This is a genomic window from Peribacillus sp. TH27 (assembly GCF_016650915.1).
GTDB lineage: Bacteria > Bacillota > Bacilli > Bacillales > DSM-1321 > Peribacillus > Peribacillus butanolivorans.
The window spans coordinates 3,861,319-3,885,753 of record NZ_JAEKEV010000002.1 but is presented as its reverse complement, the minus strand read 5'-3'; the positions used below and the strand labels follow the sequence as shown (position 1 = coordinate 3,885,753).

22 protein-coding genes and 2 pseudogenes are annotated in these 24,435 nt (G+C 39.7%); 7 read left to right on the top strand and 17 right to left on the bottom strand.

What is annotated here, in order from left to right; translation table 11 throughout:
• Positions 1-13 precede the first annotated feature (13 nt).
• The 3 genes from JFU24_RS20130 to bioA are packed head-to-tail and all read left to right on the top strand — an operon-like array spanning position 14 to position 2,662.
• On the top strand, positions 14-598 hold the full coding sequence (locus tag JFU24_RS20130) for a biotin transporter BioY (RefSeq protein WP_201222884.1): 585 nt from the start codon (positions 14-16) through the stop codon (positions 596-598).
• Entirely contained in the window at positions 577-1,287 is a 711-nt protein-coding gene (bioD, locus tag JFU24_RS20125) for a dethiobiotin synthase (RefSeq protein ID WP_201250340.1), read from the top strand. Before JFU24_RS20130 ends, bioD begins: the two co-directional genes overlap by 22 nt.
• Entirely contained in the window at positions 1,280-2,662 is a 1,383-nt protein-coding gene (gene bioA / locus JFU24_RS20120; RefSeq protein WP_201186921.1) for an adenosylmethionine--8-amino-7-oxononanoate transaminase, read from the top strand. Before bioD ends, bioA begins: the two co-directional genes overlap by 8 nt.
• Before the next feature lie 66 nt (positions 2,663-2,728).
• Here bioA and JFU24_RS20115 read toward each other — a convergent pair whose 3' ends face one another.
• The 4 genes and pseudogenes from JFU24_RS20115 to JFU24_RS20100 form a co-directional block, all read right to left on the bottom strand.
• Complete coding sequence (locus JFU24_RS20115) at positions 2,729-2,890, bottom strand: hypothetical protein (protein ID WP_201186923.1); 162 nt, start codon at positions 2,888-2,890, stop codon at positions 2,729-2,731.
• A 126-nt stretch (positions 2,891-3,016) separates the two neighbouring features.
• Positions 3,017-3,832 carry a TraX family protein gene (locus JFU24_RS20110; RefSeq protein ID WP_201250339.1) on the bottom strand — a complete coding sequence of 272 codons (816 nt, stop codon included), beginning with the start codon at positions 3,830-3,832 and terminating at the stop codon, positions 3,017-3,019.
• A gap of 87 nt (positions 3,833-3,919) precedes the next feature.
• Positions 3,920-4,381, bottom strand: coding sequence for a hypothetical protein (locus tag JFU24_RS20105; protein WP_201186925.1), 462 nt, complete (start codon positions 4,379-4,381; stop codon positions 3,920-3,922).
• Between the two features lie 682 nt (positions 4,382-5,063).
• A pseudogene (locus JFU24_RS20100) lies at positions 5,064-6,556 on the bottom strand (peptide MFS transporter).
• A gap of 362 nt (positions 6,557-6,918) precedes the next feature.
• On the opposite strand from JFU24_RS20100, the gene JFU24_RS20095 reads away from it, so the two are divergent.
• Positions 6,919-7,143 carry a hypothetical protein gene (locus tag JFU24_RS20095; RefSeq protein ID WP_201186929.1) on the top strand — a complete coding sequence of 75 codons (225 nt, stop codon included), beginning with the start codon at positions 6,919-6,921 and terminating at the stop codon, positions 7,141-7,143.
• A 99-nt stretch (positions 7,144-7,242) separates the two neighbouring features.
• On the opposite strand, the gene JFU24_RS20090 is transcribed toward JFU24_RS20095, so the two are convergent.
• Positions 7,243-8,112, bottom strand: a complete 870-nt coding sequence (locus tag JFU24_RS20090; RefSeq protein ID WP_201250338.1) for a DUF3298 and DUF4163 domain-containing protein — start codon at positions 8,110-8,112, stop codon at positions 7,243-7,245.
• Positions 8,097-8,612 (bottom strand): RNA polymerase sigma factor, encoded by a 516-nt coding sequence (locus tag JFU24_RS20085; protein WP_057215326.1) that lies wholly within the window; start codon positions 8,610-8,612, stop codon positions 8,097-8,099. Before JFU24_RS20085 ends, JFU24_RS20090 begins: the two co-directional genes overlap by 16 nt.
• Positions 8,613-8,797: 185 nt before the next feature.
• Between JFU24_RS20085 and JFU24_RS20080 the strand changes: the two genes are divergently transcribed.
• Positions 8,798-10,216: a polysaccharide deacetylase family protein gene (locus JFU24_RS20080; protein WP_201186932.1), complete on the top strand. Its 1,419-nt coding sequence runs from the start codon at positions 8,798-8,800 to the stop codon at positions 10,214-10,216.
• A 278-nt stretch (positions 10,217-10,494) separates the two neighbouring features.
• On the opposite strand, the gene JFU24_RS20075 is transcribed toward JFU24_RS20080, so the two are convergent.
• Complete coding sequence (locus JFU24_RS20075; RefSeq protein ID WP_201186933.1) at positions 10,495-11,214, bottom strand: YebC/PmpR family DNA-binding transcriptional regulator; 720 nt, start codon at positions 11,212-11,214, stop codon at positions 10,495-10,497.
• Between the two features lie 287 nt (positions 11,215-11,501).
• Between JFU24_RS20075 and JFU24_RS20070 the strand changes: the two genes are divergently transcribed.
• Positions 11,502-12,227: a DUF4261 domain-containing protein gene (locus tag JFU24_RS20070; protein ID WP_201250337.1), complete on the top strand. Its 726-nt coding sequence runs from the start codon at positions 11,502-11,504 to the stop codon at positions 12,225-12,227.
• 30 nt (positions 12,228-12,257) lie between these two features.
• Here JFU24_RS20070 and eutC read toward each other — a convergent pair.
• From eutC to JFU24_RS20035, 7 genes and pseudogenes are all read right to left on the bottom strand, one after another.
• Positions 12,258-13,010 (bottom strand): annotated as a pseudogene (eutC, locus tag JFU24_RS20065) (ethanolamine ammonia-lyase subunit EutC); the annotation flags it as partial.
• A gap of 14 nt (positions 13,011-13,024) precedes the next feature.
• Positions 13,025-14,389, bottom strand: a complete 1,365-nt coding sequence (locus tag JFU24_RS20060; protein WP_201250335.1) for an ethanolamine ammonia-lyase subunit EutB — start codon at positions 14,387-14,389, stop codon at positions 13,025-13,027.
• An 18-nt stretch (positions 14,390-14,407) separates the two neighbouring features.
• Positions 14,408-15,817, bottom strand: coding sequence for an ethanolamine ammonia-lyase reactivating factor EutA (locus JFU24_RS20055; RefSeq protein WP_201250334.1), 1,410 nt, complete (start codon positions 15,815-15,817; stop codon positions 14,408-14,410).
• A gap of 15 nt (positions 15,818-15,832) precedes the next feature.
• Positions 15,833-17,104, bottom strand: coding sequence for an ethanolamine utilization protein EutH (gene eutH, locus JFU24_RS20050; protein WP_201186938.1), 1,272 nt, complete (start codon positions 17,102-17,104; stop codon positions 15,833-15,835).
• A gap of 148 nt (positions 17,105-17,252) precedes the next feature.
• Complete coding sequence (locus tag JFU24_RS20045) at positions 17,253-17,837, bottom strand: ANTAR domain-containing response regulator (RefSeq protein WP_201186940.1); 585 nt, start codon at positions 17,835-17,837, stop codon at positions 17,253-17,255.
• A gap of 7 nt (positions 17,838-17,844) precedes the next feature.
• The gene (locus tag JFU24_RS20040) at positions 17,845-19,218 is read right to left on the bottom strand and encodes a sensor histidine kinase (RefSeq protein WP_201250333.1); all 1,374 of its coding nucleotides are present in this window, start codon (positions 19,216-19,218) and stop codon (positions 17,845-17,847) included.
• Positions 19,219-19,406: 188 nt separating this feature from the next.
• The gene (locus JFU24_RS20035) at positions 19,407-20,150 is read right to left on the bottom strand and encodes an SDR family oxidoreductase (RefSeq protein WP_201250332.1); all 744 of its coding nucleotides are present in this window, start codon (positions 20,148-20,150) and stop codon (positions 19,407-19,409) included.
• 223 nt (positions 20,151-20,373) lie between these two features.
• Here JFU24_RS20035 and JFU24_RS20030 point away from each other — a divergent pair, with 223 nt between their 5' ends.
• A complete protein-coding gene (locus JFU24_RS20030; protein WP_053347866.1) occupies positions 20,374-20,493 on the top strand; it encodes a DUF4023 domain-containing protein in 120 nt (39 codons plus the stop codon).
• Between the two features lie 69 nt (positions 20,494-20,562).
• Here the strand turns inward: JFU24_RS20030 and JFU24_RS20025 are convergent, their stop codons facing one another.
• The 3 genes from JFU24_RS20025 to JFU24_RS20015 form a co-directional block, all read right to left on the bottom strand.
• Positions 20,563-21,258, bottom strand: coding sequence for a hypothetical protein (locus JFU24_RS20025; RefSeq protein WP_242485371.1), 696 nt, complete (start codon positions 21,256-21,258; stop codon positions 20,563-20,565).
• Positions 21,259-21,558: 300 nt separating this feature from the next.
• Complete coding sequence (locus tag JFU24_RS20020; protein WP_201250331.1) at positions 21,559-22,428, bottom strand: hypothetical protein; 870 nt, start codon at positions 22,426-22,428, stop codon at positions 21,559-21,561.
• A 75-nt stretch (positions 22,429-22,503) separates the two neighbouring features.
• Positions 22,504-24,420, bottom strand: a complete 1,917-nt coding sequence (locus JFU24_RS20015) for a vWA domain-containing protein (protein WP_201186946.1) — start codon at positions 24,418-24,420, stop codon at positions 22,504-22,506.
• Positions 24,421-24,435 lie beyond the last annotated feature (15 nt).

Below are 24,435 nucleotides of genomic sequence, written 5' to 3'. Positions count from 1 at the left end.
GGAGGTTGAAAACTTGAAAGCTAAAACGATTTCTTACGTGGCCCTATTTACTGCGTTAACTGCCATTGGCGCCTTTATAAAGATCCCTATTCCCTACATACCTTTCACGCTGCAAATTCTAGCAGTCTATTTGGCAGGGGCGCTGCTAGGACCACGTCTCGGGTTACTTAGTCAATTATGCTACGTCTTAATCGGTCTTATAGGAGTGCCAGTGTTTGCCGAGGGCGGAGGTTTTGGCTATATATTTAAGCCCACTTTCGGCTATTTGCTTGGTTATATACTCGGGGCCTATGTGAATGGATGGTTGATTAACAGGCTTAATCTCTCCACGATTCGTTCCATTTTCTTCGCTAACCTAGCATCATTGCTGACTGTTTATTTATTTGGCTGTATATGGCTTTATGGAGCGATGAAGTGGGTTGTAGAAACGCCTCTTTCAATCTACCAGACAATTTTTTACGGCTTCTTACTACCTGCACCCGGTGATTTGTTGCTGTGTGTTCTATGTGCCATCATCATTCAGCAAGTAAGGCCGCGTATTGCACGATTTACAAAAATGAAGGAGCTGAAACACCCATGGGCCAAGCCTACTTTATAACCGGAACTGGCACGGATATCGGAAAAACCGTCGCCACGAGTTTACTCTATATGTCTCTTCAAACAATGGGAAAAAGCGTCACAATATTTAAGCCATTTCAAACAGGATTGATTCACGAAACGAATACATACCCCGACATCTCTTGGTTTGAGCAGGAAATTGGTGTAAAGGCACCTGGGTTTTACATGCTTGAACCAGAAACATCTCCACACTTAGCTATAAAGTTAACAGGGCAACAAATCGACGAGCAAAAGGTCGTGGAACGAGTTCACGAACTCGAACAAATGTATGACGTCGTGTTAGTCGAGGGCGCTGGGGGATTGGCCGTACCACTCATTGAACGAGCGGACAGTTTCTATATGACAACCGATTTAATTAGAGATTGCAACATGCCAGTCATTTTCGTTTCTACAAGCGGTTTAGGATCGATTCATAATGTTATAACTACGCATTCGTATGCCAAATTGCATGATATTAGCGTTAAAACTATTTTATATAACCATTATCGGCCCGACGATGAAATTCATCGTGACAATATCCTAACCGTTGAAAAACTCACAGGACTCGCTGACCTCGCCTGCATACCAACATTTGTCGACGTAAGAAAAGATCTGAGAGTCTACATACTTGATTTACTTAGTAATCATGAATTTACCCAACAACTAAAAGAGGTGTTCAAGAATGAATAGTCATGACTTAGAAAAATGGGATAAGGAATATGTATGGCATCCGTTTACACAAATGAAAACGTATCGAGAAAGTAAACCGCTAATCATTGAACGCGGGGAAGGGAGCTACCTTTTTGACGTAGAAGGCAATCGGTACTTGGACGGTTATGCTTCATTATGGGTCAACGTACATGGCCATAATGAACCAGAGCTAAACAACGCTCTCATTGAACAAGTTGAAAAAGTCGCACACTCTACACTACTAGGATCTGCAAATGTACCATCCATATTACTGGCTAAGAAATTAGCAGAGATTACTCCTGGTCATTTATCGAAAGTCTTTTACTCGGACACAGGATCAGCTGCTGTAGAAATCTCCCTTAAAGTCGCTTATCAATATTGGAAAAATATCGATCCTGTAAAGTATCAACATAAAAATAAATTTGTCTCCCTGAACGAGGCGTACCACGGTGATACAGTTGGAGCAGTGAGTGTCGGCGGAATGGATTTATTCCATAGAATCTTTAAACCACTACTATTTGAACGGATTCCAACTCCTTCTCCTTATACATATCGCATGACTGAATACGGGGATCAAGAAGCAGTGAAAAACTATTGTATTGATGAGCTGGAAAAGTTGCTTCAAGACCAAGCAGAGGAAATTGCAGGATTGATTATCGAACCGCTTGTTCAAGGAGCAGCAGGTATCATTACCCACCCTCCTGGCTTTTTAAAAGCAGTCGAACAATTGTGCAAGAAGTACAATATATTATTGATTTGTGACGAAGTAGCGGTAGGATTTGGTCGCACCGGTACATTATTTGCCTGTGAACAAGAAGATGTCGTCCCTGATATTATGTGTATCGGTAAAGGAATTACTGGCGGTTATATGCCTCTGGCGGCCACTATCATGACCGAACAAATCTTTAATTCTTTTTTAGGAGAGCCCGAAGAACATAAAACCTTCTATCACGGCCACACCTATACAGGGAATCAACTAGCCTGTGCCCTGGCACTGAAGAATATCGAACTAATAGAAAGACGAGATCTCGTCAAAGACATCCAGAAAAAAGCCAAGCAGCTATCTGAAAAACTGCAAACACTATATGAACTTCCGATTGTCGGTGATGTCCGCCAGCGCGGTCTCATGATTGGAATAGAAATCGTTAAAGATCGCCAAACAAAAGAACCGTTCACAATCCAAGAAAATATCGTTTCAAGCATCATTCAAAACGCTCGGGAGAATGGTCTGATTATACGGGAACTTGGCCCCGTCATCACGATGATGCCCATTCTTTCCATGTCAGAAACAGAACTGAATATTATGGTCGAAACTGTCTACCGTGCCATTCAGGAAGTCTCCATTCATAAAGGATTGACTCAAGCAGCAAACTGATATAAATTTTTCAAAAAGAACCGGAATAAGACCATATCTCATTCCGGTTCCTTCTCGATTCAATTTTCAGTTCTTCGCAGGGGACTTCGTGAAATACGCTGCCATTAAAAGAAAGATCACAGATAATGTCCACAGTGCGATTCCCTTCCATGGGAAATCAACTGTTAAACCAATTATCTGCACGGCTGCACTTAATAAAATGAAGAATATGATTGGCCGGATTTTCATCCTGTACCTCCTCTGGCAAATTCCATACATACTTCACGTTTTTGCAAAATGATTTTTTCACCTGATACGCTAAGCACATTTCGACACGAAAAAGCCAAGTTTCCTAAGCTAAGGAAGGATTGGCTTTTATTTGTATTGGATAAGGGGGCCTGCGACTCCAAAACTTTTTAACGGAGATTTAATCCCGATCAAAAAAAGAATTATAATATGAATAGGATAGAAGAAATAAAAGAAATATTTTAATCCAGTACCTTTTTTCCCATTGTAGAGTAATAATAGTGGCAGTGCAGAAATCATCATCCATTGGTAATCACTAAACGGAAATAAATGATTTATAATACCGTCCTTGACAACTCCCCATTTAGCGTAAGCTGTAAAGATAATCAAGTGAAAAATGATATATACAATAGTAATTCCTACTTTACTTCTACTTAAATAAAGTAGAATACCCAGTAATACAAAGAAAATACCACCCTCAACAAAGAATATATTTCCTAATATTGCTCCATAAAATAAATGGTCTGCCTGAAAATTAATTACTATAATCTCTGAAAAAAGTACACATAAGATAGTACTAATCAGTTGCCATAAAATAAAGTACGCATATAGTTTTACCTGTCTTTTATCCAATAAATAAATTACTAGAACAATTACAAATAAAGTTGCAAAGAAATTGTTTGTGATAATGACCCCTGTTTGGCTATAGGCAATGTTAATTCCTAAATTAATAAAGGCCATAGCAACTCCTGAAAAATACAAACGTAACATGTATTTCTTTCTGTTAGGTGTATGTTTGTATCCTAAAACAACACAATATATGAAAATTGGGATAGCCAACCTGCCAATCCATCTAAAATATTCTGGAGTATCAGGGATGAATTGCCCGGTATGATCAATAAACATAGAAACTAATGCAATTAGTTTAAGTAGTGTAGAAGTCATTTGAATATTCCCCATTTTGTTTCATGTAAAAAGACTAAAAGCATCAACAAAAGACACTTCTAGTCTTTCAGGTTTTATAATATGTATTTATTCTACATATCCGCTAAAATTACTTGGAGCTGCAAATTTAATGTAGTATAGTCCATTTTTATCTAAACCAGATGGAAATGCAGTTAATGTATGTCCTGAATCTAAAGTTTCAGAATATACAGAAAGAATACTTGTGCTTTTATATATTTTTAAGGTTAATTTCGTAGAATGGTTATTCTTTACATAAACCTTAACTTGAGATTTCCCTTTAAAATACTTATTTGTGAATAAATTTGACCCTTGAGCAGAACCAGAAAATGTCATTCTTCCGCTACTTACTAAATTATGAGAGGTAGTTGGAGTACCAGTTCCAAAAACAGTAATTCCCCCGCTTTCAGTAACAGGTGATTCAGTTGTTACACCAATACTTTCTCCTTCTTCCGCAAACGCAACAGTACTACTAAACATTAAAACTACTAACATAATTGATAAGAAACCTAGTTTTGAAATTTTCTTCATTTTTAAAACCTAATTTCTTTATTTTGACAACGAAACCTATATTAATCTATTTTACTAGTTATTTAAAATTTTTTTAATATATTACAATTTATTTTCATTTTTTAATTTTACTTTTCATATGGGCAATTCAAACACTTCTATCCGTAATGGAAGAGATTTAGGGTAATAGTTTTTGACATTGGGTTGGAAAATCTAACAAATTTGTTGAAGGAAAAAGGGAAATCGTGAGAAGTTTTACTAAAACATATTTCGTCATTAAGATGGGAACATATCAATTTTCTTGGTGAATACACCTTTGATATGAAGAATATAGGATAATCGCCGCGTCCGCTTATCCAATACAAATAAAAGCTAATCCTTCCTTAGCGTATATTTTCCGCGTTTTGTTAGCAGGACCTCTCAAAACGCTGAACAACTGGCGTATGGTAATGGCCCGTTGACTCCATAAAAGAATTAGCCTGATGTGAAAACATTCTAGACTAACTTCCGGATTCTGCAAAGGGTTACATTGGATGCCCTTTTTTTCGACAATTGTTGAATGATGTCACTCTACTCAAACATAGGGATTTCCGGCGGATGCACAAAACATGATAATCATTGTAATAAAAAAGATGACCCCTTTAATTCAGAGGTCATCTTCATTTTATAGTCTATTCCTTTTTTCCTTACTGCTGGCTAAGTGTTAGCGAATGCCTTTCATGTAACCTTGAATCTTTGGTGATAAGGCCATCAGAGCCAGTCCAAGGATCATTGAAGCAACGCCGATCACTCCAAAATAAGCCATTTCGGTTTGAGGAGTGTAGAATCTAACGATTTGCGCGTTTAGTGCTTGTGCTGCTGCACTTGCCAGGAACCACAGGCTCATCGTTTGTGCCGAGAATGCAGCCGGAGCCAATTTTGTAGTTGCTGAAAGTCCAACAGGGGATAAACAAAGTTCTCCAAGCACTACAAGGAAATAACTAAGTACAAGCCATAGTGGATTTACTAATGAGTCTGATCCACCGAAATAAACAGGAAGCAGGATCACCAAGAATGATAAACCGGCGAATAGCAAACCTAATGAGAATTTTTGAGGTACGGTCGGCTGACGCTTTCCTAGTTTAATCCATAGCCATGCGAATACTGGTGCAAGGGTAATGATGAACAAAGGGTTCAATGATTGGAACCATGCCGGGTTTATTTCTATTCCAGCAAAATTCAACTGTGTCCGTTTGTCTGCATAATTTGCTAATATAGTTGCACCTTGCTCTTGAATTGCCCAGAACATAACAGCTGCTATAAACAAAGGAATATAGGCTATCAATCGTGAACGTTCAACAGAAGTTGTTTTAGGGCTGCGATACATGAAAATGAAATAAAGGGTCGGGATAAGGATCCCTAGGATACCTACAAGATTAATAAAGGTTTTAATCGTTAAGATACCTTTAGTGGCAGTGATGCCGATGATGGCAGCTACAATCAATGCAGCTATTCCCAATTTAGTGAATACGGTTTTCTTTTCATTTTGCGATAATGGGTTAGCAGGAAGAGTTCCAGCTAGGCCCAGGTTCTTTTTCTTTGTTGCAACAAAGACGATAAGCCCAAGTAACATACCAATTGCCGCCAGCCCAAAACCAAGGTGGAAGCTGTAATTCATTCCGACTGTACCGACAAGAAACGGGGAAAGGAATGCACCCATGTTGATACCCATATAGAATATACTGAAACCGGAATCCCGGCGATCGTCATTTTCCGCGTATATTTCCCCGACAATGCTGGAAACATTCGGTTTTAACAGACCAGTACCCAGAACAATGAGTACCATTGAAACAAAGAACATGGAGAGACTGCCTGGTACAGCAAGGACAATATGCCCGAGCATGATCAAGATACCACCGTAAAATACGGATTTTGAAGTCCCGAAAATCCTATCGGCAAGCCATCCGCCAATTATACCGGACATATATACTAAAGATCCGTAGATGGATACAAGGGCAAGGGCTGTGTGTTCATCAAGACCTAGTCCCCCTTTAGAAACTTCATAATACATATAGTAAACAAGAATGGCCTTCATGCCATAATAGGAGAAACGCTCCCAGAACTCAGTAAAGAAAAGGGTGAATAGTCCTTTGGGGTTTCCAAAAAACCTTTTTGAGGTACACTATCCACAATTTTCTGTTTATTTATCGTTGCCATACCTAGCCCTCCTTTTATTATTGTATAATAACTTTTATTTGCTCTATTGTAAATAAATATTTAGTATATTTAAATAATTGTTTTCAAAATAAAATAGTGCTTCTCACCTTGAAAACCGATCTTACAATCTCCAAAAGGGCAAACCACTATTCAATTTTGCCTATAAAGATGAATCACCAATGATATAATACCTAACTTTCCCGACCGCATCGCAACAGATACACTGTGCAAAAAAAAGAGGGTTCGAAAAATATAAGAGCAAATAAAAAGAGTGTATTGTAAAAAAAATCCAACCAAAACCATTCAATACACCGTATAATATATATAGAAAAAATACTTTTTAAAAACAAGGAGGCACAAATATGATAGGTCTAGTAACAGTAATAATGATATTTTCCATTCCCATTATTGGAATCATAACGAGCCATTTCGAAAAACAAGCAAAAACTAAACACAATATGATTAAAGACGAATTAGAACTCGAAAAACTTAAACACGCAAATTTTCTTATTGAAACGGAAAAAATGAGGCTTGAACTGGATCAGATGAAATTTGGGGAATCAAAAGACGAACCAAAGTTACTGTAATCGCGTAACTTTGGTTCGTCTTTAATTAACGAGTATTTTGAGTTCTCTGTTTTAAAAACAAATCGCTCTTCATACATATAAGTTTAAATAAGTAAGTTCTTAATGAATATATTGATCCCCAACTAGAAGATCTGATATAACCTTGGTCGGGATCGTAAATTCAACTGCACCCATATATCCTGGTGCTGCTTCATAGCTGTTAAAAGCGATCACAAGCTTGCCATCTTTGTTGATATAAAAGTTTTGGGTTGCATCGATACCTTTAAATTCAACAAATTCATCGTCTTCCACCCAATATATTTTATTTGGGTCCTCAGCCATTTGCTGTTTCATCTGTTCCATAATATTCTTGTTTATTACCTGAAGATAGCGGTCATCTTTAAACAAGCTATTTAACGTTAATAGCACTTCGTTTTTCTTGTCAACTGTATCAAATTGGCTCTCTGTAGAACTGGAAGCTTGAATCTTGTCTGTATAACGCTGGACGGATAATATCGTGTCATTATCGGTTAATATCTTATATCCACTTTCCACCGAGATATTTCCATTTTCTCCTTCCTTCAGAGTAGACATGGAGTCCGTGAATTCCTTATAGAGCTGTTTGCTCTCCGCTAAGTATTTATCATTTAAGCTATTTTCCAGCTGTTTATTTTCCAGTCCTGTAATAGCTGGTGTTTTGATTACTGCTGAGGAATTATTTTCTTCTTCATTCCATTCAACGAATGTAATCACTTCGATGACTTTTTCAACTATCGGAATGTCGCTCATTGCTTTTGCCACTGCTGGGCTCATGTTTACTGAGGCTGTCACAATCAGCATGGCCGCTGCTGCTGTAATCCATATGGTTCTGGCAACCCTCGGCTTTTTCCTGGTTTTTTCATTCAAGGCCGCTTGAACGACATCGTTTAATTCCTTTGGGATTGGTGTTTGAAGATACTCTTCTCGCAGATCCTTTAATTTTTTTTCCATTTTTTCGTTTCCTCCTGTTCAGTCATGTTGATCCGCAATAGTTGCAGTGCTTTATATAATCTCGTTTTAATTGTGCTTACGTTCTCTTCCAGCACTTCCGCTATTTCTTCCAACTTCAAGTCCTCAAAGAAACGAAGAATGACTACCGTTTTATACTTGATCGAAAGTCCCTCCATGGCCCTTTGCAAATCCAGGTCCCGATAGTGATCTTCCTCTCCACTACGTAAGTATTCTATTGTTTCGTCATCCGCAATTGTCAGTTTCTTATTCTTTCGTAAAACATCAAGTGCCGTTCTGACTATGATCTTATATAACCAGCTGTCTATAGAAGCAGCATCTTTAATTTTGCTGCTCGAGGCTAGCGCTTTTCTAATTGATTCCTGCACGATATCAAGCGCATCCTCTTTATTTTTCACATAGTAAAAAGCAAGTCTGTACAAATTTTCTTGCCGTTCGGTTATCCGGGCCGCTATTAATTGATTTATATCTAGATTTTTCATTCCCTTAAAGAGCTCCTTACATTTAAATTACGTATCCTAGGTACAAAGAATAGACGCTCGACGGGCTTTAAAAGTTTGAAAATGGCTAAAGAAAGATTTTCATATAAAAAAATGAAATTTCTTACAAACTTTTAAGGCTTTTGGCGCGTCTATATAGTAGAATGATTATCGAGGTGGAATGCATCATGAGGAAATTAAATTATAAAAAGGTCTTTATTTTTCTATTTTGTCTAACAGCTGCAGTGGGAGCAATGGGTTTAGCTATAAAAAGCCTAGCTTTTGATAAGAAGAAAACTGTTTCGGCTTATTCAAATGATCAAAATTACCCAGAAGCTGATATTCAAACGTTTGTAAAAGATGATACGAAAGGCGGGTATTCAGTAAGCAGGCCCGTTCTTCATATAGAAAATATCGACATGCAACTAGAAGCTTACATAAAAAAAGAAATAAAAGATTACGAAAAGAAATGGAAAGCCATTGGCGGTAAAGCGTCTTCTGAGCTTAACCTCACTTATACGATACTCCATTTCAGCAAGCAAACCATTACCATTTCCTTCGATAAATATGAACAAGTAGGAGGAAAGAAGCAGTCCGGATCCCGGATCTTCACTTATGATATTCCATCTCAGAAAAAACTCTCTATAGAAGACATTTTTGCCCCGGATACTGATTATTTATCCGTTTTATCTGACATTGTTTTTGAAGAGTTAACCGAGAGTAAAGAAGAAGGCATTTCGAAAAGTCTTATTAAGAAGAAAACCCAACTAAAAGCAGCCAACTTTGATTCTTTTTCAGTGCTGAAAAATACGCTTGTATTCTATGTAAAGACTGATGAGGATGGAGACTCATCTAAGACTCATACCATCGCTATTAATAAAGAACTTTTCAAAAATAGTTTGCTAGATTCATATCAAAGTAAAGATTTAAATCAGGATCGTGTAAAGGAATGGCAACCGAAACATGTCGTCGCCAAGCTCCCAGTGAAAAATGAATGGATTGACCCTTCACAAAAGGTAATCGCCTTAACGTTCGATGACGGGCCACATCCAAGTCATACTATGTCTATCCTGGAAGCCCTAAACAAGTATGATGCACATGCTACCTTTTTTGTGCTTGGAAGCCGCGTGCAACACTATCCAGAGGTGCTGCAAAAGATGACTGAACAAGGAAATGAAATCGGCAACCATTCCTGGGATCATCCGCAATTGACACGTCTAAGCAAGAAAAAAATCAAAAGTCAAATTGAGCAGACTCAAGACGCTATTGAAAAAGCTACCGGAACTGAGCCAGACCTTATTCGTCCCCCATATGGAGCGATTAACGATAATGTCCGGGAATATATGGAAGATATGAAGGTCACACTTTGGGATGTTGACCCTGAAGACTGGAAAAATCGCAGTAAAAAGAAGATTGTAGGCAAAGTAATGAGCAAAGCCAAAGACGGTAAAGTCATTCTTATGCATGATATTTACCAAACTAGCGCCCAGGCTGCAGTGGAAATCATCAAACAATTGCATGACAAAGGATATCAACTAGTTACCATTTCCGAACTAGAGCAGGTAAAAAAAGACCGCGAACTTTACGGTATCGACTTACAAGAATAATAGATTGTTAGCAGATTAAACGAAAAAGAGAAGGATAGATAAAAGCCAAATTAATTCGCTTTTATCTATCCTTCTCTCCTTTTATTTTCAACCCTGTTATGCACCTTCATTAAAGCCTTTAATATCTTCTTTAGTAGGAGCTGAGGTTCAAAATGGAACTGCCAATGATTTTTCAGTCATAAAAGAAACGTCCGTCATTTACATACCAGGCTCTCAGTGCCCCATGAATACAAAATAAGCAGGCCTTTGATTACATAGCAAAGGTCTGCTCAACTTTTTTATTCCCCAAGATCCACATTGTGATAGACCTGTTGAACATCTTCTAAATCTTCTAATGCATCGATCATTTTTTCGAATTGTACTTGTGCATCTTCCGGAAGGGTTAGGTCATTTTGTGCAAGCATCGTTAGCTCTGCTACTGTAAATTCCGTAATGCCCGCATCTTTGAATGCTTTTTGTACAGCATGGAATTGTTCAGGTTCAGCATAAACGATAACCGATTCTTCTTCTTCAATAATGTCACGTACGTCAACATCCGCTTCCATTAATAGTTCAAGCACATCGTCTCCAGTTTTACCTTCAATACCGATAACTGCCGTTGCATCAAACATATAGGCTACAGATCCACTGACTCCCATGTTTCCTCCGTTTTTACCAAATGCAGCACGCACATCTGATGCCGTCCGGTTCACGTTGTTTGTCAGCGCATCTACGATAACCATTGATCCATTTGGTCCGAAGCCTTCATAACGAAGTTCGTCATAGCTTTCTTCAGAACCGCCTTTTGCTTTTTCAATCGCACGGTCAATAATCGCTCTCGGCACATTGTATGTTTTCGCACGTTCAAGTACAACTCTCAAAGCCTGATTGGATTCTGGATCTGGTTCACCTTGTTTGGCCACTACATAAATTTCACGTCCAAACTTAGCATAAATACGACTTGTATTTGCATCTTTTGAAGCTTTTTTTTCTTTGATATTGTTCCACTTACGACCCATTATATTCCACTCTCTTTCATCATTGAATATACACAAATTGATTACTATAATTCTTGTCTCTACAGCATTTTTTCATATAACTACAAGGAAATCCATAAATAAATTCCACGGAAGATATGCTATACGATTACTAGATTATATTATACATCAATTGTATAAATTTGAAAAAGTCCTGCACATCATCTCTAGGGACAAATTGATCCCAACTTGGCACTTTGTTTTTTTTAATACTATGGAAAACGCCAAGAGTAGTATAGTATAAAATGATTACAAAGGAGAGATGCTACATGACGGATACTCAAATTATTATCGGGATACCTGGAAAGTGGAAAAACCGAACAGAATTGATTCAAGCTGTGGCTTCTCAAAGTGAAGGGTACCTGCTAGCCGGTCATATTTTGCATAGCAAGGATAAAAACATAACTTTCCAAGTGGAAGTCTATGATTATGAACCGAGTTTAAAAGAGACCTTTTCCTATGCCAGTAAAGGGGCCTTTTCGGAGCGTTTATTAGAGGAAATCAATAATCATACTTTTACGGTATATATAATTGCTGATGTATCTGACTTTGGAAATATTACAGATTTGATTGATGCTGGGGCAGCAATCCTGAAGGCTGGTGGAACGGCTGTAAAAATAGAAACCACAGGCATTGCACATTCAAAAGAGGATTGGCAACAACTTCATCATACCCCGGATATTCTCTCGGTTTATGCCCATTTTGTTACGATTATTGGCGAGGAAGATTATTATTGTTCATTTGGAATGAAAGCATTTGGTCTACCAGATGCCGTGACACTTAACACGATGAGACCAAAAGAGGCAGCTGATTTACTTAACACATTTAATTATTATCATGCAGGAGAAAGACCCATCTTTACAAATGGTGAAACCTTTTGTGTACAACCAGATGCACCCACCTATATATTGACGGGTCTTCAAGACTTTAGATACGAAGAAGACCATCCTTTCTACAACCCATTTGGATTATGGAATTTAGGGACAAGTAAATAGAGGAGCTATAAGCTCCTCTATTTTTGTTATTCAAGTTGATCCCGTACTCTTTTCTTCCTCATTTTCTTTCTTCACGAGTGACATACCGCTTGCTTGGTATTTAAGGATTTTTTGAATGACCGTGCCGAGATGTGCTCCCGCTTCGACCGGTGGAATGCCGCCTTTATGAATGTTAGAGATAACCATCCGCTCTGCTTCAATAGTACCCAAACAAGGTTCGTAGCAAAAATAGGCGCTCAGTGATTCAGCACTGACAAGTCCCGGTCGTTCGCCGATCAACAAGACAATGACCTTTGGTCTAAGAATTTCACCTACATCATCCATCACAGCAACTCTGCCTTTTTCAATATAAAAGGGAGTACCGACATCCAAGTTTGCCCTTAGCAAAGATTGTTTAAAAGATAGATAAACGTCTTCCACATTTTCTTCCACTGCCTTGGAGCTCAAGCCATCTGAAATGATGATTTGAACCATAGGGCCCTTTATGCACTTGGCTTCAATCATTTGCTTTGCTTCGTCCGAAAGCTTTCGGCCATAATCCGGACGACGCAAATAGACTTCCTTATCACTCGCCCTCGTTTTCACTTTGAACAGATCCAACCGTTTCAATAAAACCTCACTAACGTCACCATATACTGCATCAACCGCCGCAGCGTGGTCAAACCTAAACTTCAGCCATGAATCTGTCCTCGGACGTGTCCCTGCTCTGCCTATCCCTATTCTAGCAGGAGTTTTCGTTATCAAGGCTTCCAATTCTTCCTTATTAAATGGTTCGTTTATTCCCATATCATCCACTCCTAACGGTTAAAAATAGTCGGATCACCCGCGCGTTTCGTCAACTTGCCGTTTTCCATGATACCCATCTTCTCTAGCCAAGATTCGAATAAAGGTGCAGGTCGCTTGTTCATCGTTTGCCTCAATGTTGCAATATCGTGGAAACTCAAAGACTGATAGTTCAACATACAGTCATCCCCCATTGGAGTAGCAATGATAAAATTCACACCAGCCGCGGATAAAAGAACACCCAGGTCCTCAATATCATTTTGATCCGCTTTCATATGATTCGTATAGCAAATATCCACTCCCATCGGCAGGCCATGCATTTTCCCCATAAAATGATCCTCTAATCCGGCGCGAATGACCTGCTTGCTGTTATAAAGATATTCTGGACCGATGAATCCGACGACCGTATTGACGATGTACGGATCAAAATAGCGTGCAAAGCCATAGTTCCTGGCCTCAAGCGTCACTTGATCAATTCCAAAGTGGGCTTCCGCTGATAATTCTGAACCTTGCCCCGTTTCAAAATAAAGATGTTGTGGACCTGTGCCGGTTCCATAAGACTTTGCTACCTCATTGGCTTCTTCAAGCAATTCAACGCTAATTCCAAAAGAACGATTGGCCGCTTCCGTTCCGGCTATACTTTGAAAAATCATATCAGCGGGTGCTCCCTGCTGTACGGCTTTAATTTGAGTGGTCACATGAGCAAGTACGCAATTTTGGGTTGGGATATTCCATTTTTGAATTACGTCCTGAGTGGCATTTAACAACCTTTTGATACTTTCCACTGAATCATCGACAGGGTTGATTCCAATGAGTGCATCCCCAATTCCATAGGAAAGCCCCTCCTTTAATGAAGCTAGCATCCCTTCCACATTGTCAGTCGGATGGTTAGGCTGAAGACGGGAGGCAAGTGTTCCTTTGTATCCGATCGTACTATTGTTTTTGGTAAGCACTTCGATTTTATTGGCTGCATGGATGAGATCGAGATTCGACATGAGCTTTGTTGCAGCAGCAATCATTTCACTATTTAGTCCTCTACTTATCCTCATTAACTCTTCGCCAGTCGTCTCATCACTTAAAATATATTCCCGCAGCTCGGCAACCGTCCAATTTTTCACAGATTGATAGATGCTACGATTGATGAGTCCATCAATTATTCGGGACACCTCATCCTCATCCGGAGAGAGTAATGGATAGTTTCGAATGTCTGCTAAAGTCACTTCGCTTAGTACCGATTTCGCAGCTATCCGTTCCTGGACCGATTCAGCTGCAATCCCTGCAAGTCTATCCCCTGATTTCTCTTCGTTTGCCTTGGCCAAGACGTCTTTTAGTGAAGTAAATTGATAGGTTTTCCCAAAGTATTGTGTAGATAATTTCATCATATCCTCCTCCATTTCTTAGTTGTGGAAAGTTAGTGTTTTAACAACAACCGGCACAACCCCTGACCGCAATAGCCTTCCTATATCTAAATAATCACCATGCTCCACCTGTGTTTGATCGATACAGATAACCGGCTGTTCCGGCTGATTCGCTAGTAAGGTCTGACCAAGCACCTTTCCATAATCACTATCCATGACGATTATCAGCGGCTGCTGCTGATTCGGTTTTTGCTTCAGTGCCTCAGTAAAAGCCAACGTAAGCAGCTGAATGTCCCGGAATGATAGATATGGTAGGTTCGTTAAATAAAAGGCAAAATTCTGTCCTTCCCGCTGGGGGTCATATATCGTAATCGCGTCCTGAACCGCTTTTGTCATTCCCTCGATACCTTGCTCTAGAACGCCTTGAAAATCGATCCGATAGACTGGGATATTTCGTACCGGTAGGTGGGAATCATTCACTTCAATTGTTGCCCCGCTGATCTCGGTTGTATGGGTGCCGGCTCCAAGAACAGTCGCACGAATCGTTTCAACTGGCTTTTCCCACTCCCAATAAGCCAATTCTTTATTTTCTTTTATAGAAGTGGCAAGAGTCATGCCAATATCCTGAAAGCTGGTGCACATCAGTTCTTCATGATACATGCAGTCACTGACTCCACCCGAGAACATTAATCCATCAATGCGACCTGTCCAAGTTGGCACCTTTCCTACTAAAAGCTGTTCGTCTTCTTTCGTATATGAATTGTCCAAAAACCTCGCCAGCACCTTAGCCATCTCATCTGTAATTATTCCCCTATTCTCTTTCGAAGGAGAATACCCCTTTGTTTTCAGCCATTGTTCAATCGAAGGAGCGACTTTCATCTCCGCCCCCTCCCATTCCATCAAACGGCCTCCGATGTGTAAGGTGCATGTACCGCAAAGCGTACCCGAACGGTATACGGCAATATTTGCTGTTCCCCCGCCAATGTCAATGTTTGCTATAGTTTTTCTTGTCTCTATTGAATGTTGATAAGCACCGGAACCCTTTGCGGCAATGATTCCCTCTAAATCCGGTCCTGCTGCTGCGACGAGGAATTCCCCTGCCGCTTTAGACAACTGGTGTACCATTTCTTCTGCATTTTGTTTTGTTGCCGTCTCTCCTGTGATGATGACTGCGCCTGTTTGAATCTTTTCCATCGTGATACCTGCATGATGATATTCACTTTCTACTATTCTTTGAACCGCCGGGATATCAATCACTGTATCCGATAAAAGCGGGGTCCTGAAAATCGGGCTTCGATACAGAACTTTCTTATCGGTAATTTCAATTTTCGGGACCTGTCCCCCGCCCGCCACATTCATAAGTGAAAACTCGCTGATAACAAGCTTCGTCGTGCTTGTGCCAATATCAATTCCTGCACTGATAATTCGCTCCAACTGTTTATTTAGCAAAACCTCACCTCAGTTTTAAACCACTTGAATTTTATTGTCCTCTTCTTCTTGGTTTTTTTCTTTATATTCATTCAAACCGATAACACCTAATTCACGATCTTTTTTCTCTAATTCCAAAGCCTTCGGAACTGACAGCCAGTAAGCCAGACCGATTCCGATAACACCAGCAGATAGCTTCCCTACGATGATAGGTAAAATTAAGGAAGGTTGAAAGTTTGCCGTGAAGGATAAGTGATCCCCTAATAAGAAGGCAGCACATACTGAGAAGGAAATGTTAATCACCTTATCCTTTGGGGGCATATCTTTAATAAGTTTGAACATCGCTAATATATTGGCAACCGTGGCTAGAATTCCTGCACTCCCCTCCTTGCTCAATCCAACTTTTCTACCCATTGCTTCAAGGGGCTTGCCAGCATATTTCTGAATCAGATAAATCATTGGAAAAGCACCTGCAAGCATTATTCCGATATATCCTGCCGTCTCCAGGGCACGAAACTGATCCGCCTTATCGGCCATGATTGGATGAAATCCCCAAGCACCAAATACCTTAGAAAACAGCCCGGTGAAAATTTCTACAATCGAGAACACTAATACGAGTTTAATCCCCGCATCCATTATTCTCCCAAACCACATAAACCCTTTAATCATCATATCTGGCAAGAAATAAAGACCTAATGCAAGCAATACAACAAAAATAAGAAGCGGTGAAAGATTCAAGACGATTTTCAAATAGCTCAATGTGAATTCATATGTAGAATCCGCATTAGTAGAAATCACTTCGCGTACCTTTGAATTCGTTGCAACGACTAGTATGCTTGAGATAAAGGCACCTATTGGAATCGTCAAAATTCCAGACATGACGCCAAGTGCCATATATTTATGATCACGTTTCTCTAGCATTGCCAGCCCCATCGGGATCGAAAAGACAATCGTTGCCCCAGACATGAAACCTACAATCATCGCCATGATCCAGCCTTCATATGTCTCCTGTAGTTGAGCTGCTAATTGGTAACCACCCATGTCAGTTGCCAAAATCGCTGTGGCAGCGAGGGCAGGGTCTGCGCCTATCGCGGCAAAAATCGGGCCGCACACTTTATCAATGAACCATGATAAATAAGGAATCGACGCCATAATTCCAGCTGCTGGAATGAATATATGCCCAACGGTATGCAAGCCTTCCATGAACTGCTTGCCCAAGCCTTGCTCACTGTCTTTAATCGACGCAAAAGCACCTAGCACAGCACAAGTCATAATGATATAAATAACGAAATTCCCAACCATCTCCATACGTATTCCCCCTTGAATTATGATTTGGTTTTGCACATTTCAACTAGAAAAAAGAATATAAAAAAAGACGCATCGTATAGCCCAAACTAAGGTTTTTCCGTAGAAGTTTCTACGATACAACCGTTTGGTCTATCAAAGCGTCATTGCTTCATCTATTCACTTGTTTTTGATCATTTATAATTATTAGTTGTGCAACTTTTTCAATCGATAGTTGCTTATTCATACTCAACCTTCGTAGCTTGTTATAGGCGATTTCTTCGGTTACATTCTTTCTCTTCATGATAATTCCTTTTGCTTTTTCAATGGCTTTACGATTGTGGAGGGTTTCATCCAATTGAGCCATTTGTTCCTGATACTTTTTTGTATTCTCAGCTTGCAGTAAGGCAATCTCTACCGCTGGGATTAGACTAGCTTCGGTAATTGGCTTTACAAGATATCCTACGATATTGGCTCGTTTCGCCTGGTCGATATATTCACGCTGGCTAAATGCCGTTAACAAAAGGACCGGAATCTGAAAAGTATTAGAAATCACTTCACTCGCCTTGAGCCCATTCAGTTTAGGCATTTTTATATCCATTAAAACGAGATCGGGTTGCAAAGTATGTGCCAGCTCAATCGCCTTTTCACCATCACGTGCCTGTCCAACCACATCGAAACCCGCATCCTTGAGCATATAAGTAATATCAAGCAGAACAATCGATTCATCTTCCACGACCAAAATCCTCTTGCCCATGTCTCACCTACCTATTGTATGGAAATCTTATGGTAGCCAACGTACCTTCCATGATTCGACAAACCGAAAATTCTCCACCCAAATCATTCTCGACCGTCATGCGGATAATATCTAATCCTAATGAAGGCTTAGCTGCCGGAGAATACCCAATGCCATTATCCAAAACTTGAATCTCTAATTCAGAACCATCCTTTTGTAAAGACACGGTAATCTTTCCAACCGTTCTTCCACTGAAAGCATGCCTCACACAATTATAAATGAGTTCATTCGCCACCAACGCAACTGATACAGCTATATCGGAGTCAATGGAATGAAGCTCACCAATATATTCAATACTTAGGTTTTTACTTTCTTGATTCTCACTATACACAATCATATCACCGATTTTTTTAATGAGCTCCAGTAAATCTACATGATCAACATGGCTACTAGCCAAAATGATTTCATAAACCGACGATATGCTTAATACTCGGTTTAAACTGACCAATAAATGAGGTTTACTTTCTTCAGGAACCTCCATCCTCATCTGTAGCCGAAGCAAACTGGCAACCGTCTGCAGATTATTTTTCACTCTATGATGAATTTCACGAATCGCAACTGACTTACTAATCAGTTCTCTTTCTTTTTCCCGCAGTTCAGTCATATCCCGGAAGATGATAAATGCTTCCTTAGATTTCTTGCCGCGTATATGAAATTTCTTTACTTGAAAAATTTTCTTCCCAATGTGCAGCTCCTTCATTAATACTTCTTCTGTTGATGCGAGTACATCAGCAAAGCTAGGAAAATAGTCGAAAATGCTGGTACCTAGCACACATTCGGTCAAACAAATATCCGTTACTAGATTAATAGCCGCCGGATTAGTATAGACAATCTGATTATGATTATTAATCAGGAATATAGACTCTTCAATAAATTCAGGTACTAAAGAATTTTGTTCATCTTGTCTTTCGAAAAAATTTGAAGTTTCGGGTTCTTCTTGAATCACCTTCTCCATAATCAATACGGCAATGACACGATTGCATTCCCCTCTAACCGGAACAACACTTTGTTGGACCATGACTCCCTCTTGAGTCAATGCTCGATTCACAAACATATCCTTTCCGGTACGTAATACATAAAAGACTGCCGGCTCGAAGGCTTCATAGGCGATCTTACCAACAACCGAATAATTATAAACCGACTTTACAGAATGTGCGCTTTGCTCTGCCACAACAATGGCATGCTTTCCTTCTCGTACTGGACAGTCAATAAAGACATTGGCTTGATTCAAATTAGCAATCAATGTTAGATTATTCGACAGATTTTCAAGTATGCATATATCCTTGTCTATTAAGTTAGTATGCATTTCACATAATTCTCGGACTGAAGATGTCTTCTCCATTGGCAAAACTCCAATAAAAGTTTAATCATGGGTATTATTATTAATCATTATAGATACCGCTTTCATTTTTGTCAATATTCCAAATATTCTAATGTTATATATCCTAACATCAGAAATAATATTTTCATAGGAGCATAATACTAAAGCAAATATCATACTAACGTTGCTTTAGTATTAATTTCAAGCAATTAAATAAACCCTCCATTGACTCTGATCGTTTGTCCCGTAACCCACTGTGCTTGTTCACTCACTAAAAACGTGATCACATTAGCAATGTCATCCGTTTCACCTAAACGTCCGAATGCACTCATTTTTTTCATCCCTTCGATTTGTTGCTCGGATTTTCCTATATTAAACAATTCTGTGTTAACGGGACCTGGAGCAATTGCGTTAATAGTGATTTGTTTAGAACCAAACTCTTTAGCCAGTTGTCTTGTAAATTGTTCAACTGCCCCTTTTGTACCTGCATACATACTATACGTAGGGAACATTTGGCCTAATACGGAGGTAGAAATATTAACGATCCTACCATTGAGCTCCATATATTTTAATGCTTGTTGACAAGCAAAGTACGTCCCCTTAACGTTTACGCCAAATTGTTTATCAAAGTCTTCTTCCGTTGCCTCTGCTAGTGGTTTATTAATCATCAGTCCAGCATTGTTCACTAAAATATCAATTCTCCCATACGCTTTGACCGTTTCTTCGAAGAGATTGACAATGTGAGTAACTTGGCTAATATCTGCTTGGATAGCAATTGCTTCTCCATCATTTTTCTTTATGCCTTCCACTACTTCATACGCCTTTTGTGAACTGCCTGAATAGTTGATTACTACTTTTGCACCTAAATCCGCGAGCTGTTCTACTATAGCTCGGCCAATTCCTCTTGATGAACCTGTGACCAACGCAACCTTTCCATCTAAACGATTATTCATTAAGTTCACTTCTTTCTTTTCATATAGTTATTCAATTTCACACCAAAACTTATTAGTCCATATTTTACCACCATTTCCTGGTTTCTTTTCGTTCAATAAAAAAAGTTCCTCTGATTATATTTTCAATAAAAGAAAATTTAAAAGTGCTTGTCCCCATCAATGCTCATGAATTGCTCCTCTTCTGGTTATAGTAAAGAAGAAAATAACTGAGGAGGTTTTATCCATGAAAAGTTCAGAAGAGTTTGTAGAGAATATTCAAGAACAGCAAAAAAAAGATGCAGCCAATAAGCGTCGTCAAGGTAACGGCAATCCTGCCCAGAAATTACCGAATAAAAAACATTAATACAGCAACATTGTATTAGGTACGCATCTTCATATTCATTCTCCGCTCCTATTTAGGGCGGGGAATGTTTCATGAGGCATTCTCTTTCTTGTTCATCGCTTCGATTTCTTTTGAAAAGGTCTCTTCTATTTCGTTTTTATTTCCATACAGAAAGAGATTATCACCAAGTTTAATTTTATGTTCATTTAACTCTTTCCTAATTTTTGCTTCTCCGCTTTCGATATACAAGATATTGATGTCTACTCCTCGCGATACGATATCAAAAGTAATAACGTCAATGAACTCAGAGTCCTCATTAATATCAATCTGCATAACAACGTCTTCATTTTCTAAAAATAAAACCTCTTCTATCGGGTGTTCCCACAATTCATAATGATTGTGCATTTCACTTTGCATTTTATTCGATAATCTATTATTTATGAATGGTGTTTTAACGGTAATAGTCAAGATCGTCAATATCCCAATAATAATGCTTAACTCCATTAAGCGTAAATCATCTGTAAGCAGTGTACTAATTGATGAAATAATAACAGCAAGAGAAAAGGCTCCAAATAAAATTAAAAACATGCTTATTTTTCTTCGAACAGGATGATCAATAATAGACTTTGATTCGTCAGTAGTGAATCCAGTACCAGTTAGCATGGAGATAACTTGAAATCTAGCTACAGTGTTCTTTAACCCAGTCAGTTTTAATAAGGTAACCGATATTTCAATAACAAGACCAATGATTAAAAAATAAAGCACCATAAACACTACATTCATCATTATGATTATTACCTCCATCCATCTTTCGTCATTTATGGTTTACCCTAATTATTCTAAAAAGAATCCTCATCATTTATTCTAATAGTTTACATCTGATTTAGAGTATTGGATTCATGCGAATAACTAGCGTGAAATACAAAAAAACACAGTAGAATTCATTGCTGAATCCTACTGTGTTTTACGTACCTCTTATGATCCTGTTAATCAAATTGGGATGTATTTTTCCGTTCAATATTTATTCAACCTACTTTAATGTTGCTGAATTCCCCCGCCTTGTATCGGAAATTCAACATATTAGCTCTAAAATCCTTGCATCGGGAATCCTCCGGGCTGACCTTGACCTCCGGGCATCGGGAATCCTCCAGGTTGACCTTGAAATCCTTGCATCGGGAATCCTCCCGGCTGGCCTTGAAATCCTTGCATCGGGAATCCTCCAGGCTGGCCTTGAAATCCTTGCATCGGGAATCCTCCCGGCTGGCCTTGAAATCCTTGCATCGGGAATCCTCCAGGCTGGCCTTGAAATCCTTGCATCGGGAATCCTCCAGGCTGGCCTTGAAATCCTTGCATCGGGAATCCTCCCGGCTGGCCTTGAAATCCTTGCATCGGGAATCCTCCCGGTTGACCTTGAAATCCTTGCATCGGGAATCCTCCAGGTTGGCCTTGAAATCCTTGCATCGGGAATCCTCCAGGTTGACCTTGAAATCCTTGCATCGGGAATCCTCCAGGTTGACCTTGAAATCCTTGCATCGGGAATCCTCCAGGTTGGCCTTGAAATCCTTGCATCGGGAATCCTCCAGGTTGGCCTTGACCTCCGGGCATTGGAGATCCTCCCGGCTGGCCTTGACCTCCGGGCATTGCAAATCCTCCCGGCTGGCCTTGACCTCCGGGCATTGCAAATCCTCCCGGCTGGCCTTGACCTCCGGGCATTGCAAATCCTCCCGGCTGGCCTTGACCTCCGGGCATTGGAAATCCTCCCGGCTGGCCTTGACCTCCGGGCATTGGAAATCCTCCCGGCTGGCCTTGACCTCCGGGCATTGGAAATCCTCCAGGTTGACCTTGACCTCCGGGCATTGCAAATCCTCCGGGTCGATCAAATTCACCAAACCCTTCCGTCATAGGGGCCCCATCAAAACTTCCATATTCACCATAGTTTTGCATTGTATCTTCCATTTTTCTTTCACTCCCCATCTAGGTTACAGTCTAGAATATGAATGTTGAGCGAAAGAGTGCAGGTACATGGCTTTCTCAAATGGTCTTCAGTAACAGCTTCTTTAATAGCGGGGTAAAATGCTCTGGCAATTCAGCTACACTCGGAATCATCAGCCGTTCTTTGCCGTAGATGTTTTTCATCGTCAGTTCTTCACTTTCATCCACGCTTCCATCCGCTAAAAACATGCCAATGATTTCGATTCCTTTTTTCCGGGCTTCGGATACGGCAAGATGCGTGTCGACGATTCCATTTTGGTCATAATCGGCCGCGGCAGGTTCACCATCGGAAAATACGAGCAAGAAGCGATTCTTTTCTCTCCTTTTTTCCAATTCTTTTGTTGCAACCCTGATACTGTATCCGTCTCGGTTGTCTTCCTCCGGTTCAAGCTGCATGATTTTTGCTCCTGAGTTTTGATAAAACGAATCAGAATGGGATTGGATCACGTGGAAGTAATTTGGCTGATAGCCTTCTTTCACCTCATTTGCATCCTCCCAAAAACCGACAATCGAGTGAGGAATTCTTAATTTTTTTAGCACTTCATGAAACAGGACGATCCCTCGTTTCGTTTCATCCATCTTGTTATGCATAGAGGCCGAGCAATCGATCAATAGCGTGAACACGGCATCTATTTCATTGGAATCCCTATTCTTTTTGTAAAAGACCCTTGGATTTTCGTCGAGTACAAGCGGCAGTAATTTCTTTGATAAGCGGCCATAGACCAAGTCTTTTCTTGGTGCATTCTTTTTATTTTCGAGTGTTTTCTCAATCGTACTTGAGAGTTTTCTCTTGAACGGTTCAATATCTGCAACAAACTCGCGATAGCGTTTTTCCTCAATAGGCGAAGGCATTTTTGCTTCTTTAATTATCTGAACGACGTCTTTATTTTCTTCGCCAAATGGATGTTCACCACTTTTTCCGATATTCGTTTGCTTCTTTTCGAGCGTTTCCTGTTGCTTGTATTCCTTTTGTTCACTTTCTCCTGACGAGCCTTGAATCGAGGCCAGCGCCTGGTCAGCATCTTCCGCTTCCCGAGCTCCTCCGCCCATCAAGCTTGTTTTCGTTCCCTGCTCCAATTCAAACTGAAGGAAGGTCGAATTGTTCTCGCCATTTTTATTCTCGCGATGCCATGTCGAGAATTTTTCATCAATAAACTCACTATTCTCTTCACTTACATCTTCTGCGTCATCGTTCACCAGTTCATCATTTCTTGTTAGTTCATCAAATAACGTATTCGCCGTATACTTCTCCACATTAGCAACAGGAAATATGAAATATTCATTCATCGTATCCTGATACTCTTCGTTCAACCTAAAAACGATTTGTTCACAAATTCTAGTGATATCACTCGTTTTTGTTGCTTCAAAGACCGAATGAATAAGTGGTTTAATTTTTTCCAGTTCCTCTAGTTGGCGTTCATTAGCTCTCGGAAAAACAGGATCGGGCCTATCTGAATGAATCAGTAAATAAACGAGGCAATACAGTTCGTCTAGCGCAAAGCTTCTTGTGACATTTGTCGCTAATTGGCTTTCGAAATATTGTTTAAGGTACGTTCCCCGTACAGAGAACCACTTTTTCGTGCCAGGACGTTCTTTTTTCACCAATTCCTCCAAACGCAGATCTTCGAATATGGTGAACAACTGAGCAGCAAACTTTGGAAGAGAGCATTCTTCTATGATGTCCTGGTACTCTTTCATGCTTCGGATTGTAGAATGATGCAGCGTCCCAATTGTTCTAAGCAGCACATCTGTTTTCAATCCCGCTTCCTTTACCTCCTGATTCCCATTTTCCCAAAAATGGCTGGCTGTGACCTTAGTCTGAATCAGATCAATAAAGGAACCATAATTATATTCAAATTCCAGGTCAGGAATACCTGATAAGACAGTCGATAGATCCTGTAGCTGTAAAAAAAGGGCCGTATCAATTATTGAATCATTGAATCGAATATACTTCATGCGGCATTCTCCTAG

Bases quoted from the DNA above. Each gene is read 5' to 3' on its own strand.
- bioD (WP_201250340.1), top strand. From the start codon at position 577: ATGGGCCAAGCCTACTTTATAACCGGAACTGGCACGGATATCGGAAAA.
- bioA (WP_201186921.1), top strand. From the start codon at position 1,280: ATGAATAGTCATGACTTAGAAAAATGGGATAAGGAATATGTATGGCAT.
- JFU24_RS20115 (WP_201186923.1), bottom strand. From the start codon at position 2,890: ATGAAAATCCGGCCAATCATATTCTTCATTTTATTAAGTGCAGCCGTG.
- JFU24_RS20110 (WP_201250339.1), bottom strand. From the start codon at position 3,832: ATGACTTCTACACTACTTAAACTAATTGCATTAGTTTCTATGTTTATT.
- JFU24_RS20105 (WP_201186925.1), bottom strand. From the start codon at position 4,381: ATGAAGAAAATTTCAAAACTAGGTTTCTTATCAATTATGTTAGTAGTT.
- JFU24_RS20095 (WP_201186929.1), top strand. From the start codon at position 6,919: ATGATAGGTCTAGTAACAGTAATAATGATATTTTCCATTCCCATTATT.
- JFU24_RS20090 (WP_201250338.1), bottom strand. From the start codon at position 8,112: ATGGAAAAAAAATTAAAGGATCTGCGAGAAGAGTATCTTCAAACACCA.
- JFU24_RS20085 (WP_057215326.1), bottom strand. From the start codon at position 8,612: ATGAAAAATCTAGATATAAATCAATTAATAGCGGCCCGGATAACCGAA.
- JFU24_RS20080 (WP_201186932.1), top strand. From the start codon at position 8,798: ATGAGGAAATTAAATTATAAAAAGGTCTTTATTTTTCTATTTTGTCTA.
- JFU24_RS20075 (WP_201186933.1), bottom strand. From the start codon at position 11,214: ATGGGTCGTAAGTGGAACAATATCAAAGAAAAAAAAGCTTCAAAAGAT.
- JFU24_RS20070 (WP_201250337.1), top strand. From the start codon at position 11,502: ATGACGGATACTCAAATTATTATCGGGATACCTGGAAAGTGGAAAAAC.
- JFU24_RS20060 (WP_201250335.1), bottom strand. From the start codon at position 14,389: ATGAAATTATCTACACAATACTTTGGGAAAACCTATCAATTTACTTCA.
- eutH (WP_201186938.1), bottom strand. From the start codon at position 17,104: ATGGAGATGGTTGGGAATTTCGTTATTTATATCATTATGACTTGTGCT.
- JFU24_RS20045 (WP_201186940.1), bottom strand. From the start codon at position 17,837: ATGGGCAAGAGGATTTTGGTCGTGGAAGATGAATCGATTGTTCTGCTT.
- JFU24_RS20040 (WP_201250333.1), bottom strand. From the start codon at position 19,218: ATGGAGAAGACATCTTCAGTCCGAGAATTATGTGAAATGCATACTAAC.
- JFU24_RS20035 (WP_201250332.1), bottom strand. From the start codon at position 20,150: ATGAATAATCGTTTAGATGGAAAGGTTGCGTTGGTCACAGGTTCATCA.
- JFU24_RS20030 (WP_053347866.1), top strand. From the start codon at position 20,374: ATGAAAAGTTCAGAAGAGTTTGTAGAGAATATTCAAGAACAGCAAAAA.
- JFU24_RS20025 (WP_242485371.1), bottom strand. From the start codon at position 21,258: ATGATGAATGTAGTGTTTATGGTGCTTTATTTTTTAATCATTGGTCTT.
- JFU24_RS20020 (WP_201250331.1), bottom strand. From the start codon at position 22,428: ATGGAAGATACAATGCAAAACTATGGTGAATATGGAAGTTTTGATGGG.
- JFU24_RS20015 (WP_201186946.1), bottom strand. From the start codon at position 24,420: ATGAAGTATATTCGATTCAATGATTCAATAATTGATACGGCCCTTTTT.